Origin of the sequence: Micromonospora sp. NPDC005173, from assembly GCF_040608515.1 — a bacterium.
Lineage (GTDB): Bacteria > Actinomycetota > Actinomycetes > Mycobacteriales > Micromonosporaceae > Micromonospora.
The window spans coordinates 35,554-52,261 of the sequence record NZ_JBEXIK010000037.1 but is presented as its reverse complement, the minus strand read 5'-3'; the positions used below and the strand labels follow the sequence as shown (position 1 = coordinate 52,261).

The 16,708-nt window shown below is 69.7% G+C and carries 19 protein-coding genes and 2 pseudogenes; 12 read left to right on the top strand and 9 right to left on the bottom strand.

Translation table 11 applies throughout. The features are described 5' to 3' along the window. Positions 1-106: 106 nt before the first annotated feature. Positions 107-529: a MarR family transcriptional regulator gene (locus tag ABZV00_RS29010; protein ID WP_328418258.1), complete on the bottom strand. Its 423-nt coding sequence runs from the start codon at positions 527-529 to the stop codon at positions 107-109. Between the two features lie 147 nt (positions 530-676). Here ABZV00_RS29010 and eno point away from each other — a divergent pair, with 147 nt between their 5' ends. Then, positions 677-1,984 carry a phosphopyruvate hydratase gene (eno, locus tag ABZV00_RS29005; protein ID WP_355611805.1) on the top strand — a complete coding sequence of 436 codons (1,308 nt, stop codon included), beginning with the start codon at positions 677-679 and terminating at the stop codon, positions 1,982-1,984. A 258-nt stretch (positions 1,985-2,242) separates the two neighbouring features. On the opposite strand, the gene ABZV00_RS29000 is transcribed toward eno, so the two are convergent. After that, positions 2,243-2,536 carry a hypothetical protein gene (locus ABZV00_RS29000; protein ID WP_355611802.1) on the bottom strand — a complete coding sequence of 98 codons (294 nt, stop codon included), beginning with the start codon at positions 2,534-2,536 and terminating at the stop codon, positions 2,243-2,245. Between the two features lie 405 nt (positions 2,537-2,941). Between ABZV00_RS29000 and ABZV00_RS28995 the strand changes: the two genes are divergently transcribed. From ABZV00_RS28995 to ABZV00_RS28985, 3 genes are all read left to right on the top strand, one after another. After that, entirely contained in the window at positions 2,942-3,313 is a 372-nt protein-coding gene (locus ABZV00_RS28995) for a hypothetical protein (RefSeq protein ID WP_355611799.1), read from the top strand. A gap of 148 nt (positions 3,314-3,461) precedes the next feature. Then, a complete protein-coding gene (locus ABZV00_RS28990) occupies positions 3,462-3,851 on the top strand; it encodes a hypothetical protein (RefSeq protein WP_355611796.1) in 390 nt (129 codons plus the stop codon). A 232-nt stretch (positions 3,852-4,083) separates the two neighbouring features. Then, a complete protein-coding gene (locus ABZV00_RS28985; RefSeq protein ID WP_355611794.1) occupies positions 4,084-4,524 on the top strand; it encodes a hypothetical protein in 441 nt (146 codons plus the stop codon). A gap of 195 nt (positions 4,525-4,719) precedes the next feature. Here the strand turns inward: ABZV00_RS28985 and ABZV00_RS28980 are convergent, their stop codons facing one another. Beyond that, positions 4,720-5,382, bottom strand: coding sequence for a tetratricopeptide repeat protein (locus ABZV00_RS28980; protein WP_355611792.1), 663 nt, complete (start codon positions 5,380-5,382; stop codon positions 4,720-4,722). 333 nt (positions 5,383-5,715) lie between these two features. On the opposite strand from ABZV00_RS28980, the gene ABZV00_RS28975 reads away from it, so the two are divergent. The 5 genes and pseudogenes from ABZV00_RS28975 to ABZV00_RS28955 form a co-directional block, all read left to right on the top strand. Beyond that, the gene (locus tag ABZV00_RS28975; protein ID WP_355611789.1) at positions 5,716-6,276 is read left to right on the top strand and encodes a TetR family transcriptional regulator; all 561 of its coding nucleotides are present in this window, start codon (positions 5,716-5,718) and stop codon (positions 6,274-6,276) included. A gap of 160 nt (positions 6,277-6,436) precedes the next feature. Next, a complete protein-coding gene (locus ABZV00_RS28970; protein ID WP_355611786.1) occupies positions 6,437-7,372 on the top strand; it encodes a zinc-binding dehydrogenase in 936 nt (311 codons plus the stop codon). Positions 7,373-7,869: 497 nt separating this feature from the next. Further along, complete coding sequence (locus ABZV00_RS28965) at positions 7,870-8,250, top strand: YciI family protein (protein WP_328418270.1); 381 nt, start codon at positions 7,870-7,872, stop codon at positions 8,248-8,250. 80 nt (positions 8,251-8,330) lie between these two features. Next, positions 8,331-8,552, top strand: a pseudogene (locus tag ABZV00_RS28960) (YciI family protein); the annotation flags it as partial. 27 nt (positions 8,553-8,579) lie between these two features. Continuing rightward, a pseudogene (locus ABZV00_RS28955) lies at positions 8,580-8,804 on the top strand (RNA polymerase sigma factor); the annotation flags it as partial. Between the two features lie 176 nt (positions 8,805-8,980). On the opposite strand, the gene ABZV00_RS28950 reads toward ABZV00_RS28955, so the two are convergent. The 5 genes from ABZV00_RS28950 to ABZV00_RS28930 all read right to left on the bottom strand — a co-directional run bounded on the left by ABZV00_RS28950 (position 8,981) and on the right by ABZV00_RS28930 (position 12,917). Continuing rightward, positions 8,981-9,268 (bottom strand): hypothetical protein, encoded by a 288-nt coding sequence (locus ABZV00_RS28950; protein ID WP_074310625.1) that lies wholly within the window; start codon positions 9,266-9,268, stop codon positions 8,981-8,983. Between the two features lie 151 nt (positions 9,269-9,419). Continuing rightward, positions 9,420-10,067 carry a response regulator transcription factor gene (locus ABZV00_RS28945; RefSeq protein ID WP_328418278.1) on the bottom strand — a complete coding sequence of 216 codons (648 nt, stop codon included), beginning with the start codon at positions 10,065-10,067 and terminating at the stop codon, positions 9,420-9,422. A 14-nt stretch (positions 10,068-10,081) separates the two neighbouring features. Continuing rightward, a complete protein-coding gene (locus ABZV00_RS28940; RefSeq protein ID WP_355611781.1) occupies positions 10,082-11,428 on the bottom strand; it encodes a sensor domain-containing protein in 1,347 nt (448 codons plus the stop codon). Beyond that, positions 11,425-12,195 carry an ABC transporter permease gene (locus ABZV00_RS28935; RefSeq protein ID WP_355611778.1) on the bottom strand — a complete coding sequence of 257 codons (771 nt, stop codon included), beginning with the start codon at positions 12,193-12,195 and terminating at the stop codon, positions 11,425-11,427. The genes ABZV00_RS28940 and ABZV00_RS28935 overlap by 4 nt, the downstream gene beginning before the upstream one ends. Next, positions 12,192-12,917 (bottom strand): ATP-binding cassette domain-containing protein, encoded by a 726-nt coding sequence (locus ABZV00_RS28930; RefSeq protein ID WP_355611775.1) that lies wholly within the window; start codon positions 12,915-12,917, stop codon positions 12,192-12,194. Before ABZV00_RS28930 ends, ABZV00_RS28935 begins: the two co-directional genes overlap by 4 nt. Positions 12,918-13,169: 252 nt before the next feature. On the opposite strand from ABZV00_RS28930, the gene ABZV00_RS28925 reads away from it, so the two are divergent. Beyond that, positions 13,170-13,961, top strand: coding sequence for an NAD-dependent deacylase (locus ABZV00_RS28925; RefSeq protein WP_355611772.1), 792 nt, complete (start codon positions 13,170-13,172; stop codon positions 13,959-13,961). A gap of 189 nt (positions 13,962-14,150) precedes the next feature. Here the strand turns inward: ABZV00_RS28925 and ABZV00_RS28920 are convergent, their stop codons facing one another. Further along, the gene (locus tag ABZV00_RS28920) at positions 14,151-14,663 is read right to left on the bottom strand and encodes a DUF1772 domain-containing protein (RefSeq protein WP_355611769.1); all 513 of its coding nucleotides are present in this window, start codon (positions 14,661-14,663) and stop codon (positions 14,151-14,153) included. 195 nt (positions 14,664-14,858) lie between these two features. Between ABZV00_RS28920 and ABZV00_RS28915 the strand changes: the two genes are divergently transcribed. Both ABZV00_RS28915 and ABZV00_RS28910 read left to right on the top strand, forming a co-directional pair. Then, on the top strand, positions 14,859-16,010 hold the full coding sequence (locus ABZV00_RS28915) for a sensor histidine kinase (RefSeq protein WP_355611766.1): 1,152 nt from the start codon (positions 14,859-14,861) through the stop codon (positions 16,008-16,010). Then, positions 16,007-16,669 (top strand): response regulator transcription factor, encoded by a 663-nt coding sequence (locus ABZV00_RS28910; RefSeq protein WP_355611762.1) that lies wholly within the window; start codon positions 16,007-16,009, stop codon positions 16,667-16,669. The genes ABZV00_RS28915 and ABZV00_RS28910 overlap by 4 nt, the downstream gene beginning before the upstream one ends. Positions 16,670-16,708 lie beyond the last annotated feature (39 nt).

Sequence of the window (16,708 nt, the reverse complement as noted above, 5' to 3'; positions counted from 1 at the left end):
CTTTCAGCCGGTGCGGCGAAGGGGGTACCTCCCTGCTCGAGCGAAGCCGAGAGCATGGGGGCGCGTGCCAGGCGTCGCGACGGGGCGAACGTTGCCTGTCGGGGCACTAGCGTGTGGCGAGCCGCTCCAGCAGGGCGGCGCTCCGTGCCAGCAACGCCCGCTCCTCATCCGTGAGTTCGGCCTCGATGGCCTGCGCGAGCCAACCGGCCCTGCGGCCGCGCTCCGCTTCGAGCGCGGCCCGGCCCGCGTCCGACAGCTCGACCAGCGACTTGCGGCCGTCCGTGGGGTGCGCCCGGCGCGTGATCAGGTTCTGTTCTATGAGCAGCCCCACCGTCCGGGCCATCGACTGGGGGCGTACGCGCTGATCGGCGGCGAGGTCGCTGGTAGTCATGGTGCCGTCGCGGTCGAGTGCACCGAGCACGGCGACCTGGCCCAGCGGGATGCGGTCCTCGTGTTTGACGCGTCGGGTGAGCTTGCCCATCGCGGTACGCAGTTCGGCGGCGATGGCGGCGGCTTCCGAGGTGGGCATAGGGCACCTTACACCATTGGTCAGCAAAGCTGTGCACCTAACCTGCACAGCAACACTGAGCAGCATTGCTGTAGGTTTGCCGATGTCGGGCCCAGCGCCAGCGTTGTCGCAGCCGGGGCCACGGCACGACAACGGGAAGGACCTCCCATGTCCGCAAAGACAGTCGGAACCGTCAACGCCGCCATCGAGACCGTCACCGCCCGCCGGATCATCGACAGTCGGGGCAACCCCACGGTCGAGGTCGACGTCGTCCTAACGGACGGGTCCCTGGGGCGCGCGGCTGTCCCCTCCGGCGCCTCCACCGGTGCCCGGGAGGCCGTGGAACTTCGCGACGGGGACTCCGCGCGCTGGCACGGCAAGGGCGTCGACCGCGCGGTGGCCCACGTCAACGGGGAGATCGCGGCGTCCGTGCGCGGGCGGGACGCGGCGGACCAGGCGGGTCTCGACGCCGTGCTGGTCGCCCTCGACGGCACCGCCACGAAGTCTCGGCTCGGCGCCAACGCGATCCTCGGCGTCTCCCTCGCCGCCGCCAAGGCCGCCGCGGCGGCCCACCGCCAGCCCCTCTACCGCTACCTCGGCGGCGCCGACGCCCACCTCCTGCCGCTGCCGATGATGAACATCGTCAACGGCGGCGCCCACGCCGACAATCCGCTGGATTTCCAGGAGTTCATGATCGCGCCCGTGGGCGCGGACACCTTCGCCGAAGCCGTCCGCATGGGCAGCGAGGTCTTCCACACCCTGCGCCGCGATCTGCTGGCCGCCGGGCACTCCACGGGCGTCGGCGACGAGGGTGGCTTCGCGCCCGCGCTGCGTACCGCTGAGGAAGCGCTCGACTTCGTGATGACCGCCATCGAGCGCACCGGCTACCGCCCCGGCACGGACATCGGCCTGGTCATGGACCCGGCGTCGTCGGAGTTCTTCCGCGACGGGGTGTACGACTATGCGGGCGAGGGGGTGCGCCGCACCCCCTCCGAGCACGCCGACTACCTCGCCAAGCTCATCGACGCCTACCCGGTCGTCTCCATCGAGGACCCGATGGCGGAGAACGACCTGGACGGCTGGCGCGAGCTGACCGCCCGCGTCGGCGACCGCTGTCAGCTCACCGGCGACGACGTGTTCTGCACCAACGAAACGCTGCTGCGCGAGGGCATCCGCACCGGCGTCGGCAACTCGGTCCTGGTCAAGGTCAATCAGATCGGGACCCTGACCGAGGCGCTAGCCGCGGTGACCACGGCCCACCAGGCGGGCTGGACGGCTGTCATGTCGCACCGCTCGGGCGAGACGGAGGACACCACCATCGCGGATCTGGCGGTGGCGACCGGCTGCGGTCAGATCAAGACCGGCTCGCTCTCCCGCTCCGATCGCACGGCGAAGTACAACCAACTGATCCGGATCGAAGAGGAGTTGGGCGACTTGGCGCGCTTCGCGGGCCGCTCCGCACTGCGTCGGGCGTGAACAGCAGGCAGAGGTAGAGACCACGCGGGCCCCCCGATCACGATCGGGGGCCCGCTCGCGTGTCGGGGAGACACATCTCCCTGGGCTGTTCAACCCCGTGTGACCTGCGCCTTCCCGGACCGGTCGGCACTGCCGGTCGAATGGAACCAGCCAGTGCCGGATCAGGCATGCTGGTTGAACGCGGAGTCGAGATCGATCATGTCATGGCCTACCGGTGGGTGCAGCGGTTCACTCCACTGCTGGCCGACGATGGGAGCGTCAGTCCACGTCGCGCCGAGCAGTAGCCATGTCCGAGATGGCGCTCGCCAGATCCTCTGGCAGCGAGGGTCGGATTTCGTCCGCTATCTCTTCGACCAGGCGCGGCATGTCGAGGATGGCAGAAAGTTCTCGGCCCTCGCTCAGGGCACTTCCAAGGCCGGCCAGCGGTGTGCCGAGTTCCCGGTCAACTCGGTCCGGCAGCGCATCGAAATAAACCATGTCCTCGGTGAGTACAAGATCGACCAAGGACTGAGCGGCCTCCCGAAACGCGTGGACAGCGTGTGTGCGTTCCATGAGCCTACGAACCTCCAACAACTCGACCGCGTGGTTGGTGCACGTCTTGAGCCTCGGTGTCGCCGGCAGTTGGCCGGCTCTGGGCGAGAATCGGCTGTTCAGGCAGCGTAGACGGCGGTGGCGTCGTCGCTGCGTTTGTTGCGGGCCTACTCCATGAGCAGCAGATGAGTACGCCTGAAAAGCTTCGGCTTTCCCGCGCTCCGCGGAGCGGCGCGACCCTGCATGGTGGTCTCGATGGCCGCCGTAGTGTGTCTGCCGTGGCAGGTCATTGGCATCCGGAAAACGGGCCCGAAGGGTTCCTTGCAACAACCTCGGACCCTGCACGTCTCGTGCTCGACGTGGAGGAAGGCTGAGCTGCCATGCGATCTTGGAATCCTGGGACCAGCGTCCGGCGGAAGGAAAACGATGGCCATACTCGCCGAGGGTCTGGATGCGCTCAAGGTTCGAACTCGCACTGTCATCGAGGTCGCTCAGATATTCGAAACCAACGGCTACCTCCAGGCGATCCAACTGGTCTTCATCGACGGTCTGTCACTTGCCCTGACGGTCTGGACCGATTGGCGACTGGTAGCCGAACTTCGGTCCCAAGTCGAAATGCCCGACCACCTTTGGCCTGCCGATGCGATGACGCGATCGGTGATCATTCAGATCACTGGCCCAGTCTCAGAGGTTGTATCCAACCAGAACCAGGTCGGTGAGCTCGTTGAGGTCCGCTTCACAGTCGGCAACCGGCAGATGCTCGTCGGCTCGTTCGCTGGCGACCTCACAACAGAATGATCGCTCATCGGCAGTCCGAGGTCCCGGGCGCCACGGGACGACGCCGAACACCGAACGTGAGGGCTCGTCGTCTCCCTGCGCGCACGGACGGCAGCAGAAGCGGATGGCGCGACGCGCCACTGCTAGCCTCCCGGCGGAGGAGGTCAATATGGAGTCGGACGAGCCGTCCCAGGCTGCGATGGAGGCGGCAACGGCGGACCTTCTCCATCTGGGCTTCCTGGAGATCCGGTTCCTCACTAAGCCGCTGCTCGAAGCCCACCCGGCGGACGCCCTGGCTCGACGTCGTGAGCGCGCAAACATGATCGCCGACATCTGCCACCAGCTTCCAGGGCTCCTCGCGCCGCAGCGGCGCCATCAACTCGCCGACGGTCTGCGATACCAATGGCGAACGGCGAGCGCGACCAAGCGCCAGTGGCTGCGGTCCCGCTGGGACCACCTGAACTACGACCACCGCTGGCTGACCGAGGCCGCAACTACTGAAAGGCCTACCACCGGGCAAGAACAACCGCAACGACCGACCGCCGGCCCTACCGGTTGAACCCAGCGCCCCCTGACTTCGGACGGCGCCGAGCTATCTGCGGTATGAGACGTAACTGCACTGGCTGAAACTGCCTACCGAGTTACGGCTGCCAACGGCGGCGCGATATCGCACCGGGAGCCAAGGTGTACGGCGCAGGAGAGCGATCCTTTGCAACCCTTCTTCGGACTGGCGGCGCTCGCCGCGGCCAGGGCTGTCGTTGGCCGAGGGGTCGACAGGCTAGTTTGCTCAGATGAGTCTCCTCGATGACGTCGCGAGGCGTGACAGTTGGCGATGCTGGGTGTGCGACGAGCCGGTCAACGCCGACATGTCGGTGAACGACCCGCGTGGTCCCAGCGTCGACAGCCGCACCGCCGACAAGAAGGCCAAGGTCGCCGAGCGACTCGCGCACCGTGCCTGCAACACTCGCAAGGGCGCGGTCAAGGTGGTCATCGCCTGGCCTGACCGTCTGCACGTGGTGGAGCCCGCGCCGCTGATCACCGTCGCCGAGCGACTCGAGCGCAAGGGTGGCCGCGAACTGGTCGCCCGCTGTCCGAGCAAGAAGGACGCCCAGGAGGCGGCGGACTGGCTGGTCGACCGGTTCTCCCGGCTGGTGCCCGGACTGCCGGTGACCGCAAGCGTCGACGCAGGCGGCGGACAGTACCTCGTCGCCCTGGCCACCGGCCGCCGCTGACCGGTGGCCCTGGTTGGCGGACCGCCGCCGACCCAGGCCAGCCCGGACCCGAGCCACCACCAGCGCTGCTGCACCACCCACGACACCCACCCGCCGCTCACAGTGCCTTGACGGCAGCGAGCGGTTCAAGCGTTCTCAGCGGCGGAAGTATCCGCCCGCTACCGGCTCGCGGAACGTCTGCCCGTGGCCGCACGCTTAGATCTGCGTTCTCGCCTGCTCGATGTGCCGCACGATGGCGTGAGCATCATGCGCACGTGCGATAACGTGCGCCTCGTCGAGTGTTGCGAGCGCGTCCGCGCGGCGGTGCTCGGCGGCGGCGATGTAGGCCAGCCCGATCATGTTGGACGCCACGCCCGGCAGGGCCCCGACCTCCCGGCGCAGCCGGGATGACTCCTCCAGCCGCTCACGCGCCTCGTCCAAGCGGCCAGCCGCGTGCGCCACGATGCCTAAATGCCGTAGCGCCTCGGACCGCGTCGGCTTGTCACCGGTCTGCGCCGCCAGCCGGCAGGACCGCTCAAGGTAGGGAACCGCTGTCTCGTTGTCACGCCGGATGAACTGGTGGAGACAACCGATCCAGAACAACGCCTCGGCCTCGCCGCGCGTGTCCCCCAGTTCCCGGTACAACGCGAGCGCACGCTCAAACAACGGCAGTTCAGCGGGATCCTCGGCGGGCAACGAGCCGGCGTCGGCGGACGCGCTCTGAAACCGCGCATGCAGAATCAGCCCACGCGCCAACGCCGCATCGGCCTCGACCGCGTCCAAGCCCTGTTCGGCATCGATCAACGCGCTGGTATCGCCGCCGAACACTGCCCGCTCATAGACCTCTCTGGCCCGTTCGATCCGATCGTCGGTGCTCATCGTCGCCCCCGCCGGCATCGCCACTACCTGCCAGACCCAGCAGTCCAGTCAGCCTAAGCCTGTACGCATGCAGCTTCGTCAGATCGAAGTTGACCGTCTTCTGACTCGCCGGGTTGCCTCCGTGGGATCCGTCCACGTCCCGTCGGTCTGCAGGGTCAGTTCGAGATCGTGAAAGATGGCAAGGACTGTGCGGATGCCGTCTTCCCGCGTGGCACGTACCGCACCGACGGTTACGAAGACAGGCACCGTCCGGACGCGGCCGGCCAAGCGCCCTGGGGCCCGCGACGGATTTCCCCTTCGGGCCCGGCCTTGGGCACTGGGTACTCTGCCGGCATGTCAGCGAACCCGCGAAGTGGCCTGCGACGTGATGCGGCGGTCAATCGACAGCGTTTGCTGGAGGCCGCCCGTCATCTGTTCGCCGAGCGCGGGCCTGACGTGGCGCTCGAGGAGGTCGCTGCTGCCGCGGGAGTGAGCCGTACAACGCTGTATCGCAACTTCGAGACACGAGAACAGCTGGTGGCCGCAGTGTACGAAAGCGCGGTCGAGCTGATGGAGCTACGGGCGAAGAAGCTCGCCGATCGGCCGACCGGCGTTGTCGAGCTCTTCGACTTCGTGCTCGACCTGCAGCGGGCCAACCGCAGTCTGGTGCGTGTACTCGCCGGAGCGGACATCTCCTGGTTCGAAGGCCTGGCGGAACGGACGGTGCACGCGTTCGAGGCGGTGCTCGTGCGGGGTCGCGCCGGCGGGGTGGTGCACGCGGGCGTCGGGATGGCCGAGATCTTTCTGGCGTTGCAGATGGCGGAGGGCGCGATGGCTCAGAACGAGCGCGCAGGCCGCGAGCGCTGGGACGAACGCATTCGCGAGATGCTCCATCGGGCGCTCTTCGTGGCCTGACGTGAGCCACAACGCGATTTTGTTGCGGCCGCACAGCTAAGCGTACAGTTGTGTACGGATACTTGAGTCGCGGTGCGGCGCGCCGGCTCGCAGACCAGCCGTGTCTCGGTGCCGTCGCCTGAGGGTCGCCATCGGGCCCATCACCGGAAGGAGTCAGCGCATGAAAGCTTGGCAGTTCGAGGGGACGGGCAAACCGATCGCTCTGAACGAGGTGCCGGATCCGCAGCCGAGTCCCGGCGAGGTGGTCATTGACGTGAAGGCCGCCGGGCTCTGCCACAGCGACCTCATGTACATGGAGATCGGCGAGGCCACGATGCCGTTCCTGCCCATGACCCAGGGGCACGAGAACGCGGGTGTGATCAGCGCCCTCGGTGAGGGAGTCGAGGGCTGGAAGATCGGCGATGTCGTCGGTGTCTGCTCCTCCGGGGTCCGGCCGCCGCTGGGCATGTTCACGCACGGTGGCTTCGCCGGCAAGCTGGTCGCCGACGCGCCGGACCTCGCCCGCGTCCCCGCCGGGCTGGACCTCTCCCTGGCCGCCCTGGCGACCGATGCCGGCATGACGTCCTACCACGCGATCATCAAGGCCGGCGGGGCGACGGCCGGCATGAAGGTCGGCGTCATCGGCTACGGCGGCCTCGGCCAGATCGGTACCCGGGCCGCTGTCCTGGCGGGTGCCGAAGTGCACGTCGCCGAGATGAAAGAGGAGGTCTGGGGCCTCGCCACGGCCGCGGGCGCCGCGACGGTCGTCCGTGACGCGGCCGAGTGGCCCGCTCAGGACTTCGATCTCGTCGTCGACTACGCCGGGTTCGACACGACACAGAAGGCGCTCGCCGCTGTGAAGCGTGGCGGCAAGGTGGTACAGGTCGGTCTGGGCCGGCCAACGTTCACGATCGCGACCCCCACGATCCTCGGCAAAAGCATCGTCGGGTCGCTCGGGGGCACGGTGCAGGACATCGAGGAGGTCTTCGACCTGCTGCTCAGGAGCGAGATCGAGCCCACCTACACGGAGATCGCGTTCGAGGAGATCGGGGCCGGCCTCGAACGGCTCCGCAACAACGAGGTCACCGGCCGGCTCGTCGCCCGTTTCGGCGATTGAGCCTCGTGATGCACCTTCTTCACCGTGGCTAGGGCTGCACCGCCTGGCCACGGTGAACGGCACCGGTCGCCTCGATGGTCAGGGCAGCGCCGCCGCCGGGTCGATCCAGCACGGCGTACGCGTCGCTGAGCAGCTCGTGGAGCACCCGGCGCGGAGTGTGGTCGCCGACGTGGCGATTCCGGTCGGCGAATGCCAGCCTCCAGGGAGTAGTGCATGGCCTGGGTCGCGGTCATCGACCGCAGGTCGAACCGTTCGAGGATATTGAGCGCCTCCCCGACGGTGGTGCCTCCGCTCGACGGGGTTGCCCAGCCGTACACCTCGAACGGAGATCGATCCTTTCCTCAGTCACTACGCCGGGGCTGCCTTGAAGAGGAGTTTCCGGGATGGTGTCGTATCAAGGCGCAGCCGTTCGTGGAACCAGTGTGCGGCGGCCAGCCCGGCCGCCGGACACGAGGAGTCAGGAACGGCCCTCGTCGCGGGACTGAGAGGAGACGACCATGACGGAGTACCTGATCACCTTCAACGATGAGTGGGTGGCCGAGCACACTGCGGAGGAGCTGCGCGAGAAGGGCACGGCCGCCCGGGCCGTGATCGAGGAGATGCAAGCCGACGGTGTCCTGATCTTCACTAACGGCGGGCTCGACCGCTCCACCGCGGTGTGCAGTGTCGAGCCGGTTGACGGCAAGCCCGTCTTCACTGACGGCCCGTACGTCGAGACCAAGGAGCACCTCGGCGGCTTCGCCGTCGTGGACGTGCCCGACGACGCGGCGGCGCGATACTGGGCCGGCAGGCTCGCGACCGTGCTCGACTGGCCGCAGGAGGTGCACCGGTTCCGAGGTCCCGGGCAGGCCCGGCGTAACGGCTCTGGGGAGAAGTGAGCGCGGTGCCCCGGTACCTGCTGTCCGTCTACGGACCGGCCGAGCGCACCGAGTGCGGCACCCACCCCTCCCAGGAGGCCATGCTGCAGGCGTTGGCCGACGCCGACGCCTTCACCGAGAGGCTCCAGAGGGACGGTCACTTCGTCTTCGCCGACGGCCTGGAGCCCGCGACGACCGCCACCACCGTCAACGGGCAGGGCGAGAAGCCGGCCTTCGCTGACGGACCCTACCCGGAAACGAAGGAGTACCTCGGCGGCTTCTGGGTCATCGAGGCGGCCGACCTCGACGTGGCCCTGGCGCTTGCCGCCGAGGGGTCGAAAGCGTGCCGGGCGGTTGCCGAGGTCGACGGCCCCGGGGTCGGGCTCGCCGAGATCGACCGCTTCGCCGAGGTCCTTGACGGCTACCACGCCTTCCACGCCGCGCGCGCCGACCTGCCGCGGCGACTCGGGCGCGGCGGCGAGTCGCGGGCGGCGTACGACCGGGCCATCGGTCTCGCCGGCAACCCCGCGGAGCGGGCCTACCTCACCCGCCGCCGCGACCAGCTGGCTGGCTGACACGTGGAGCCAGCCCGTTCCAGCACCGTTCGTGGGAGATCAGTACACCTGACCTTCGTCGACGCCCAGCCATGGGTGAGGCAATGCGCCCGGCAGCTATCCGAACGCATTGACATCGACAGGGTCGCATACCGGCTGTCTTCAGCCGGTGGCGTCGGCGGCGATCACTTTCCTGATCAGAAGGGAGGTGCGTCCTCGCCCATCAACGCCAGCACGACGCCTCCCTTCCCGCTCTTGAGGCTCTGGACCACGACCTTGCCGGTGCTGCCGTCGGGCAGCTCCAACGTGAAGGTCTTCCCGACCGCGTTCTTGGGGCCGTTGCCGGCGCTGTTGGCAGGTCGGAAGTCGCCTGCCCACGGCGGGGTCCCACCCTTGCGGGCGGGCTCGGCGAAGAGGGCGGCGGTGCCGGGGGTCCTGGTGCCGTCCGAGGAGAGAAGCACTGAGGCGCTGCGATAGGTAGCCATATACGCCAAGGCTATCCCGGACTGCGCTCGTTCGCGCCACGACATCGGCCCCGTAACGCGAACGGCCACGGGGAGCGACCCTGATCTGCTCTCACCCCTGGGTTGACCGTGCGTTGGCCAAGGCCCGAGCTAGACCCGGCAGCACGTGACATCAGCCGCCGCTGACGTGGCGGAGGACGGCCAGGACGCGGCGGTTGTCGCTATCCGAGGACGGCAAACCGAGTTTCGCGAAGATGTTCGCCACGTGCTTCTCCACGACTCCGGAGGTGATGACAAGAGCCGCCGCGATCCCGGCGTTGGATCGTCCCTCGGCCATCAGCGAAAGCACCTCACGCTCCCGGGGGGTCAGCGACGCCACCCCGGCCGTGTCCTGCCCGGCCCGCATCAGGTGGCCGACCACCTCCGGATCCAGCGCGGTGCCACCGGATGCCACCCGGGTCAGCGCGTCCACGAAATCGGCGACGTCGGCGACGCGGTCCTTGAGCAGGTATCCGACGCCGGCCGGCCGGTCGGCGAGCAGGCGGGTCGCGTAGCGGGTCTCCACGTACTGGGAGAACACCAACACACCGACGTCGGGATGGTCGCGTCGGATGTCGATCGCGGCGCGCAGTCCCTCGTCGGTGTGCGTCGGTGGCATCCGGATGTCGATGATGGCTACGTTCGGTGCGTTGGCGGCAATCGCGGACCGCAACGCATCCGCGTCGGCCACCGCCGCGCACACCTCGAAACCTCGGTCGCTGAGCAGCCGGATCAGCCCTTCGCGCATCATCGCGGCATCCTCCGCGATCACCACCCGCATGTCGTCGCCTCCGTTCACACCCGTGTGGGCAGCTCGACCTCGACCCGGGTCGGGCCACCCGTCGGACTGTGTACGCGCATCCGGCCGTCCACGACGGCGATGCGGCGGGCCAGGCCGGACAGGCCGGGACCGTCACGGTTCGCCCCGCCGATGCCGTCGTCCTCGACGGTCAACATCAGGCGCTCGCCGGATCGGACGACGCCGAGCCTGACACGGGTCGCCCGGCTGTGTTTGGCCGCGTTCGCGAGCAGCTCGGAGGCGCAGAAGTAAGCGATGGTCTCGATCGCGGGCGCCGGGCGGCCGGGCAGCTCGACGTTCACCGCGACCGGGATGGCGCTGCTCGTCGCGAGCGTCGCCAGCGCGTCGCCGAGACCGTTGTCGAGGACCGGCGGGTGGATCCCGCGCACCAGGTCGCGCAGGTCGGCGAGGGCATCCTTCGCTCCGCGGTGGGCGAGCGCGACCAGTTCGCGGGCCTGTGGGAGGTCGGGTGGCGGGCCGTCGACACCGAGCTTCTCGGTCGCCATGCCGAGGTTCATCGCCAGCGTCGCCAGCCGGATCTGCGCGCCGTCGTGCAGGTCCCGTTCCAGCCTGCGCATCATCGCGGCCGCGTCGTCGATCGCGCGGGCCCGGGTGACCTGCAGTTCGCGTACCCGCTCAGCGAGCCGACGCGGGCCGAGCAGCCGTCGCATCGCGGCAAGGTCCAGTGTCGTACCGGCCCGCATCAACCACGGTGCGACCAACAGCATGGCGAGGCCGGCCGCGGCGATGAGGAACGTTCCGGCGAACGTCCGCGTACCGATGGTGCCGAACGGTGTCAGCGCCCACACCGCTCCGAGGCGCGTGCCGGCCGGGTGGTTGCGAAACAGCGGCCACCACACCGGATAGCTGAGGTTGACCAAGCCGAACACGTAGCAGAACGCACCGTAGCCCTCGGGGATGGCCAGTGGCACCTTGAGCAGGCCGTACCCGACGGCGCGCCAGCCCGGTCCGTCGGAGACCACGGCGCTGATCCGCTTCGAGGGCCGGGGCGGTGGGGCGTCCACGTGCACGTCGAGCAGCCGGTCGGCGAGTGAGCGATGCAGGGCGCCCATCGTGCGCCCGGTCGGGGCGGCCAGCACGACCAGGAGCGCGATGGTGAGCGGAAACAGGACCAGGAACAACGGTGCGACGGTAGGTGCGGGCTGGTTGGACATGGCTCCGGTCGCCCAGAGGATGAGGACGCCCAGGGCCGGCACGATCGCCGGTACGCTCAGGATCGCGGCCGCACTGACCACGCCGACGACGCAGAACACCGCCCGGCGCAGGGCCAGTGTGGTGAACGGAGCGCGCAGCGCGATCATCAGCTCATTGTCGCTGGTCACGCGTCGCGATGGCGGAGCAGCATGCCGCCGCACAGAATCGCGACCGCCGCGTACCCGCACATCAGCAGCGCGCTGATCCAGCCGGAGAACAGCCCGGGTAGCGGCGAGGTCACCGCGATCGAGTTGAGCAGCATCAACAGCGGGACGAAGCGGCCGACCTGGATTCCGCTCTCGCCGAACAGGCCGGCCACGATCATCGGGACGAACATCAGTCCGAACAGCGTGCCGATCGCGGCGCCCGAGTGCCGCACGATCGTCCCGATGCCGACCCCGATCAGCGCGGTGACGCCCAGATAAACGCCGGTCAGCACGACCGCGCGCAGGATCGTCGGGTCTCCGAGGGATGCCGCCGGGATGGCGGTGCCGCGGATCGCGAGCTGCCCGCCCAGATATCCGGCGAAGCTCGCGACCAGGCCGACGGTGAGAGCCGCGCCGCCGCACACGGCGACCTTCGCGGACAGGACGATCCGACGCCGCGGGACGGCGGCGAACGTCGAGCGGATCATCCCGGTGCCGTAATCGCCGGTCACCACCAGGACGCCGAGCGCTCCGAGAAGCAACTGGGCCACAATGGCGCCGCCGAGGCTGTTGTTCAGGATCTGGGCGGCGGTGGCGATCGGGGTGTGCGATCGGTACCCGAGTCCCACCCCGGCCCCGGCCGCGGCCATCGAGACCACCGCAGCGATCGCCAGCCACCACGTCGACCGGACGCTGCTCAGCTTGATCCGCTCCATCCGGGCCACGTGCCGGAATCCGTACCCGTTCATGACGCTCCCACTCCGCGATAGTCGGTGGCCTCTGAGGTGAGCCGGAAGAACGCTTCCTCCAGGCTGTCGTCGCCGGCGGCGAGTTCGGCGACGGTCGTCTCGGCCAGCAGCCGGCCGCGGCCGATGACCACCAGCCGGTCGGCGGTCAGCGCCATCTCGGCGATCAAGTGGCTGGACACGAACACCGTCCGGCCTTCGGCGGCGAGTCCGCGCAGCAGGTCCCGGATCCAGCGGATGCCCTCCGGATCCAGTCCGTTGACCGGCTCGTCGAGCAGGAGGACGCTCGGGTCGCCGAGCAGGGCCACAGCGACGCCGAGCCGCTGGCGCATGCCGAGCGAGTACGTACCGGCGCGCCGCGTTGCCGCGTCGGACAGGCCGACGATGCGCAGCACCTGCTTGACCCGGGAACCGGGGATGTCGTTGCTCGCGGCCAGCGCGGTCAGGTGCGCACGGGCGCTGCGGCCGGGATGGAACGCCCCGGCATCGAGGAGCGCGCCGACCGTCTTCAACGGCCAGTTCAGGTCCGGGTACCGGACGCCGCCGATCAGTGCCTCGCCATGGTCCGGGGCATCCAGGCCGAGGATCATCCGCATCGTCGTCGACTTGCCGGATCCGTTCGGGCCGAGGAAGCCGGTCACCACGCCCGGCTGCACCCGGACGCTCAAGCCGTCGACGGCGACCCGGCCGCCGTAGCGTTTCGTCAGCTCGCGTAGTTCGATCATACGAACGACGCTAGGCAACGCCGTCGGCGGTCGGAAGCCGGAAACCATCCGCCTCCGCCTGGAGGTTTTCCCCCATCGCGGTCCCGACCCAGTTGGTGTCCCAGACCGTGATCGGTTTACTTTCCACTTGTTCGCGACGTAGACCGATGAGGTTCACGGGACACCACGTCGACGAGCCGGGAGGCTTCGCCATGGCGCGGTCGTCTGCCCTGAAGCAGTTGCGCGCCGCCACGTGGTGGCAGGATCTCCCGTATGGACGGTGTGCTGCCGCATCGAGCGGCCCAACTCCTCCGCGACGCCCGCCGTGTCGTCGTCCTCACCGGCGCCGGGATCTCCGCCGAGAGCGGTGTGCCCACCTTCCGTGACGATCTCACCGGCTTGTGGGCGCGTTTCGACGCCCAGCAGCTCGCCACTGCCGAGGCGTTCCACGCCGATCCAGACCTGGTCTGGGGCTGGTACGAATGGCGGCGCAGCAGGGTACGCCGAGCCGAGCCCAATCCTGGGCACCTGGCCATCACCACCATCGGGGCCCGGGTACCCGGCACCACCATCATCACGCAAAACGTCGACGACCTGCACGAGAGGGCCGGAACCCAGGCTGCGATCCACCTGCACGGCAGCCTCTTCATGCCCCGATGCGTGGCGACGGCCGCTCACCCGGCAACCTTTGAGGACCCACAGGACAGCGACGTCGCGCAGCCGCACGAAGGCCGCCGGATTCCGCCGCCGCGGTGCGCGTCCTGCGGAGCACTCGTCCGCCCGGGCGTGGTGTGGTTCGGTGAGGCACTGCCCGAGGCGGCGTTGACTGCGGCGGTCGAAGCAGCCGCCGCGTGCGACGTGCTCCTGACGGTCGGCACCTCCGGCGTCGTGTACCCGGCCGCCGAGATCCCCCGGATCGCGGCACGCTCCGGCGCTACCGTGATCCAGGTCAACCCGGAGCCAACCCCACTCGACCGGATCTCCGCCATCAACCTGCGCGATGCCGCAGCACGGGTCCTCCCGACCCTCGTCGCGGCCGCATGGAAGGAAACCGACAAGTCATAACGGCGGCGGGCGGGGTCGCGTGTCACCGCCGCAGTCACAAGCAACCGGCACCCACCGCGGTGTCAGCTCACGGCCGCCGTCCCCCTCGTACGCTTCCCCTGCCATGCAGGCCGGCAACCCGCGGTGCGGCCTACGCGGCGAGCGCGACCAGGGCCGGCCACGAGAAGCCGAGGGTACGACGTCCGAGGTTCATCGCTCGGCCCGCACCGGTGCGGTTTCCCGGGCGAAGCGCAGCAGCGCGGTGAACGCCAGCGCGGACGTCACCGCTCCTCCGGCGAGGCGTACCCAGTGCCCGGCGACGAACTCCTCGGCGACCTGGCGCAGGTACTCCGGGGAGTGCGTGCCGACCGGGTCGACGAACATGATCTCGTTGCGCGGCCAGAAGAACACCACGGAGAACAGGAACTCGCAGGCGATGAAGACCGCGGCGGCGCCGGCGACGTACCAGCGCAGCCGGCGGTTGCGCAAGGTGAGCGCGATCGCGGCGAGGCTGCTCAGCACGACCGTCGCGCCCAGCGGCGGGAAGTAGTCGCTCGGGCCGCCCGCGACCAGGAACTCACGGGCCCGGTCCAGCGATGCGGGCGCGTCGCCGAAGATATTCGGGTAGAGCATCACGGTCTCGGCGGCGACCCCACCGAAGGACATCATCGCCGTCCAGACGAGCACGATGAGGACGATCCACGTCAGCTTGGTACGGGACACGGCCGCACTTCTCCTTGGCTCTGTCCCTCTCGGGGGCACGGTGTGTGATGTCGCCGTCGACGCTAGGTCGGCGATTCGGGACCGTCTGCCGCGCAGCCGCGCGAGCTGGCATCGCTTCTCGACGTACGTGCCGGGGCGGAGGTGATGCCTGTGGACGGCAGCGGCCCGGGCCCGCGCCGACTTAGGCTCACAGACGTGCAGGCCACGCCACCCACCCGGACCGAGGCGCTGCTCGCCGTGGCCATCCTGGGCCTGATCACGGCGGCGGTGGTGACGGATGACGGGTCTGCCGCCCGCGCGGCGTTCGCCTGCGGATTCGGGGTCGGGTTAGCCGTACTGCTGCTGGTGGCTCGGCGTTGGCCGGTTCCCGCGCTGCTGGCGACGGCCGGTGGCATCCTCGGCTACTACGCGCTGGAGCTGCCGCCGGTCGGCGTGGCCGCCCCGGCCGCCGCCATCCTCTACGTGGCCGCGGCGCGGGGCCGGGCGGTCCCGGCCGCCGCCGTCGGCGGGAGTCTGCTGGCGGTTTCAGTGGCCGCCCGGCTGATCGAGGGGGACGACATCTCCGTCGTGATCGGAGCTGGTCTCGGCTCCGAGGCGGCGTTGATGCTCGCCGTCATCGCGCTCGGTGACGCCGTGCGCAACCGGCGTTCGCTGCGGGCCGCGCTGGTCCGGCAGGCCGCCGCGGCGGCCGAGGAGCGCCGCCGGGAGGCCGCCCGGCAGGTCGAGGCGGAGCGGATGCGGATCGCCCGGGAGGTGCACGACACGCTCGGACACACGATGTCGGTGATCACCCTGCAGTCGGCCGTGGCGCGGGAGGCACTCTCCGATGCCGAGCACGGGCAGGCCGAGACCGCCCTGGCCGCGATCCACTCGGTGAGCGGCAGCGCCATGGCCGAGCTACGCGCGACGCTGGGCACGCTGCGCCGCGAACCCGGGCCGCGCGAGCCGGCCCCCGGCTTCGCCCAGCTGCGTACGCTCGTTGACGGCGTCCGCCGCGGTGGGCTGCCGGTCGAGCTGCGCGTCGACGGCCTGGTGGACGCGCTGCCCACGGTGGTAGGCAGCACCGTCTACCGAATCGTGCAGGAGGCGCTGACCAACGTGGTGCGCCACGCGCGGGCCACCCGCGTCTCGGTGACGATCCGGGCGACGCCGGCCCGGTTGTCGCTGGAGGTCGTCGACGATGGTCGCGGCTCGTCCGCCGGTGGCGCAACGGGTGAGCGCGGTCAGGGGCTGCGCGGTATGTCTGAGCGGGTCGCCCTGCTCGGCGGCACCGTCGATGCCGCCGACGCCGATGGCGGCGGCTTCCGGGTCTTCGTCCGCCTGCCGCTGCCCGGGGTCGTCGCGTGAGCGGGGTACGAGTCGTCCTCGTCGACGACCAGCACCTGGTGCGCACCGGACTCCGCGCGCTGCTGGAGCGCGCCTCGGACATCACCGTGGTCGGCGAGGCCGGCGACGGTCGGGCCGGCGTGGCCGTCGTCCGCGAGCTGCGGCCCGACCTCGTCCTGATGGACGTCCGGATGCCGGGCGGCGACGGACTCGAGGCGACCCGCCAAATCCTCACCGACTCGCTGCTGGCCGACGTCCGGGTGGTCATGCTGACCACCTTCGATGACGACGAGTACCTCTTCGAAGCCATCCGCGCCGGCGCCGCCGGCTTCCTGCTCAAGGACACCCCGCCCGACGCCCTGCGGGACGCCGTCCGCGTGGTGGCCGGCGGGGACGCGCTGCTGTCACCGGCGGTGACCCGGCGGGTGATCGCCGCAGCGGCCCGCTCCCCGGTGGAGGACCCGGCGCGGCTGGCCGTGCTCACCGGACGGGAACGCGACGTCCTCGCGCAGGTCGGCACCGGACGGTCGAATGTGGAGATTGGGGGGGCCCTGCACCTCAGCCCGGACACCGCCCGCACCTACGTGAGTCGCCTGCTGCACAAGCTGAACGCCCGCGACCGCGCCCAGCTCGTGGTCATCGCGTACGAGAGCGGGCTGGTCCGCCCCGGCGACCGCTGAGCCTGGATCGGCGAGCACCGGTGATCGGTCACCCACCGG

Bases quoted from the DNA above. Each gene is read 5' to 3' on its own strand.
- ABZV00_RS28985 (WP_355611794.1), top strand. From the start codon at position 4,084: ATGAGTCTCCTCGATGACGTCGCGAGGCGTGACAGTTGGCGATGCTGG.
- ABZV00_RS28995 (WP_355611799.1), top strand. From the start codon at position 2,942: ATGGCCATACTCGCCGAGGGTCTGGATGCGCTCAAGGTTCGAACTCGC.
- ABZV00_RS28975 (WP_355611789.1), top strand. From the start codon at position 5,716: ATGTCAGCGAACCCGCGAAGTGGCCTGCGACGTGATGCGGCGGTCAAT.
- ABZV00_RS28980 (WP_355611792.1), bottom strand. From the start codon at position 5,382: ATGAGCACCGACGATCGGATCGAACGGGCCAGAGAGGTCTATGAGCGG.
- ABZV00_RS28945 (WP_328418278.1), bottom strand. From the start codon at position 10,067: ATGCGGGTGGTGATCGCGGAGGATGCCGCGATGATGCGCGAAGGGCTG.
- ABZV00_RS28925 (WP_355611772.1), top strand. From the start codon at position 13,170: ATGGACGGTGTGCTGCCGCATCGAGCGGCCCAACTCCTCCGCGACGCC.
- ABZV00_RS28990 (WP_355611796.1), top strand. From the start codon at position 3,462: ATGGAGTCGGACGAGCCGTCCCAGGCTGCGATGGAGGCGGCAACGGCG.
- ABZV00_RS28950 (WP_074310625.1), bottom strand. From the start codon at position 9,268: ATGGCTACCTATCGCAGCGCCTCAGTGCTTCTCTCCTCGGACGGCACC.
- ABZV00_RS29010 (WP_328418258.1), bottom strand. From the start codon at position 529: ATGCCCACCTCGGAAGCCGCCGCCATCGCCGCCGAACTGCGTACCGCG.
- ABZV00_RS28930 (WP_355611775.1), bottom strand. From the start codon at position 12,917: ATGATCGAACTACGCGAGCTGACGAAACGCTACGGCGGCCGGGTCGCC.
- ABZV00_RS29000 (WP_355611802.1), bottom strand. From the start codon at position 2,536: ATGGAACGCACACACGCTGTCCACGCGTTTCGGGAGGCCGCTCAGTCC.
- ABZV00_RS28965 (WP_328418270.1), top strand. From the start codon at position 7,870: ATGACGGAGTACCTGATCACCTTCAACGATGAGTGGGTGGCCGAGCAC.
- ABZV00_RS28935 (WP_355611778.1), bottom strand. From the start codon at position 12,195: ATGAACGGGTACGGATTCCGGCACGTGGCCCGGATGGAGCGGATCAAG.
- ABZV00_RS28970 (WP_355611786.1), top strand. From the start codon at position 6,437: ATGAAAGCTTGGCAGTTCGAGGGGACGGGCAAACCGATCGCTCTGAAC.
- eno (WP_355611805.1), top strand. From the start codon at position 677: ATGTCCGCAAAGACAGTCGGAACCGTCAACGCCGCCATCGAGACCGTC.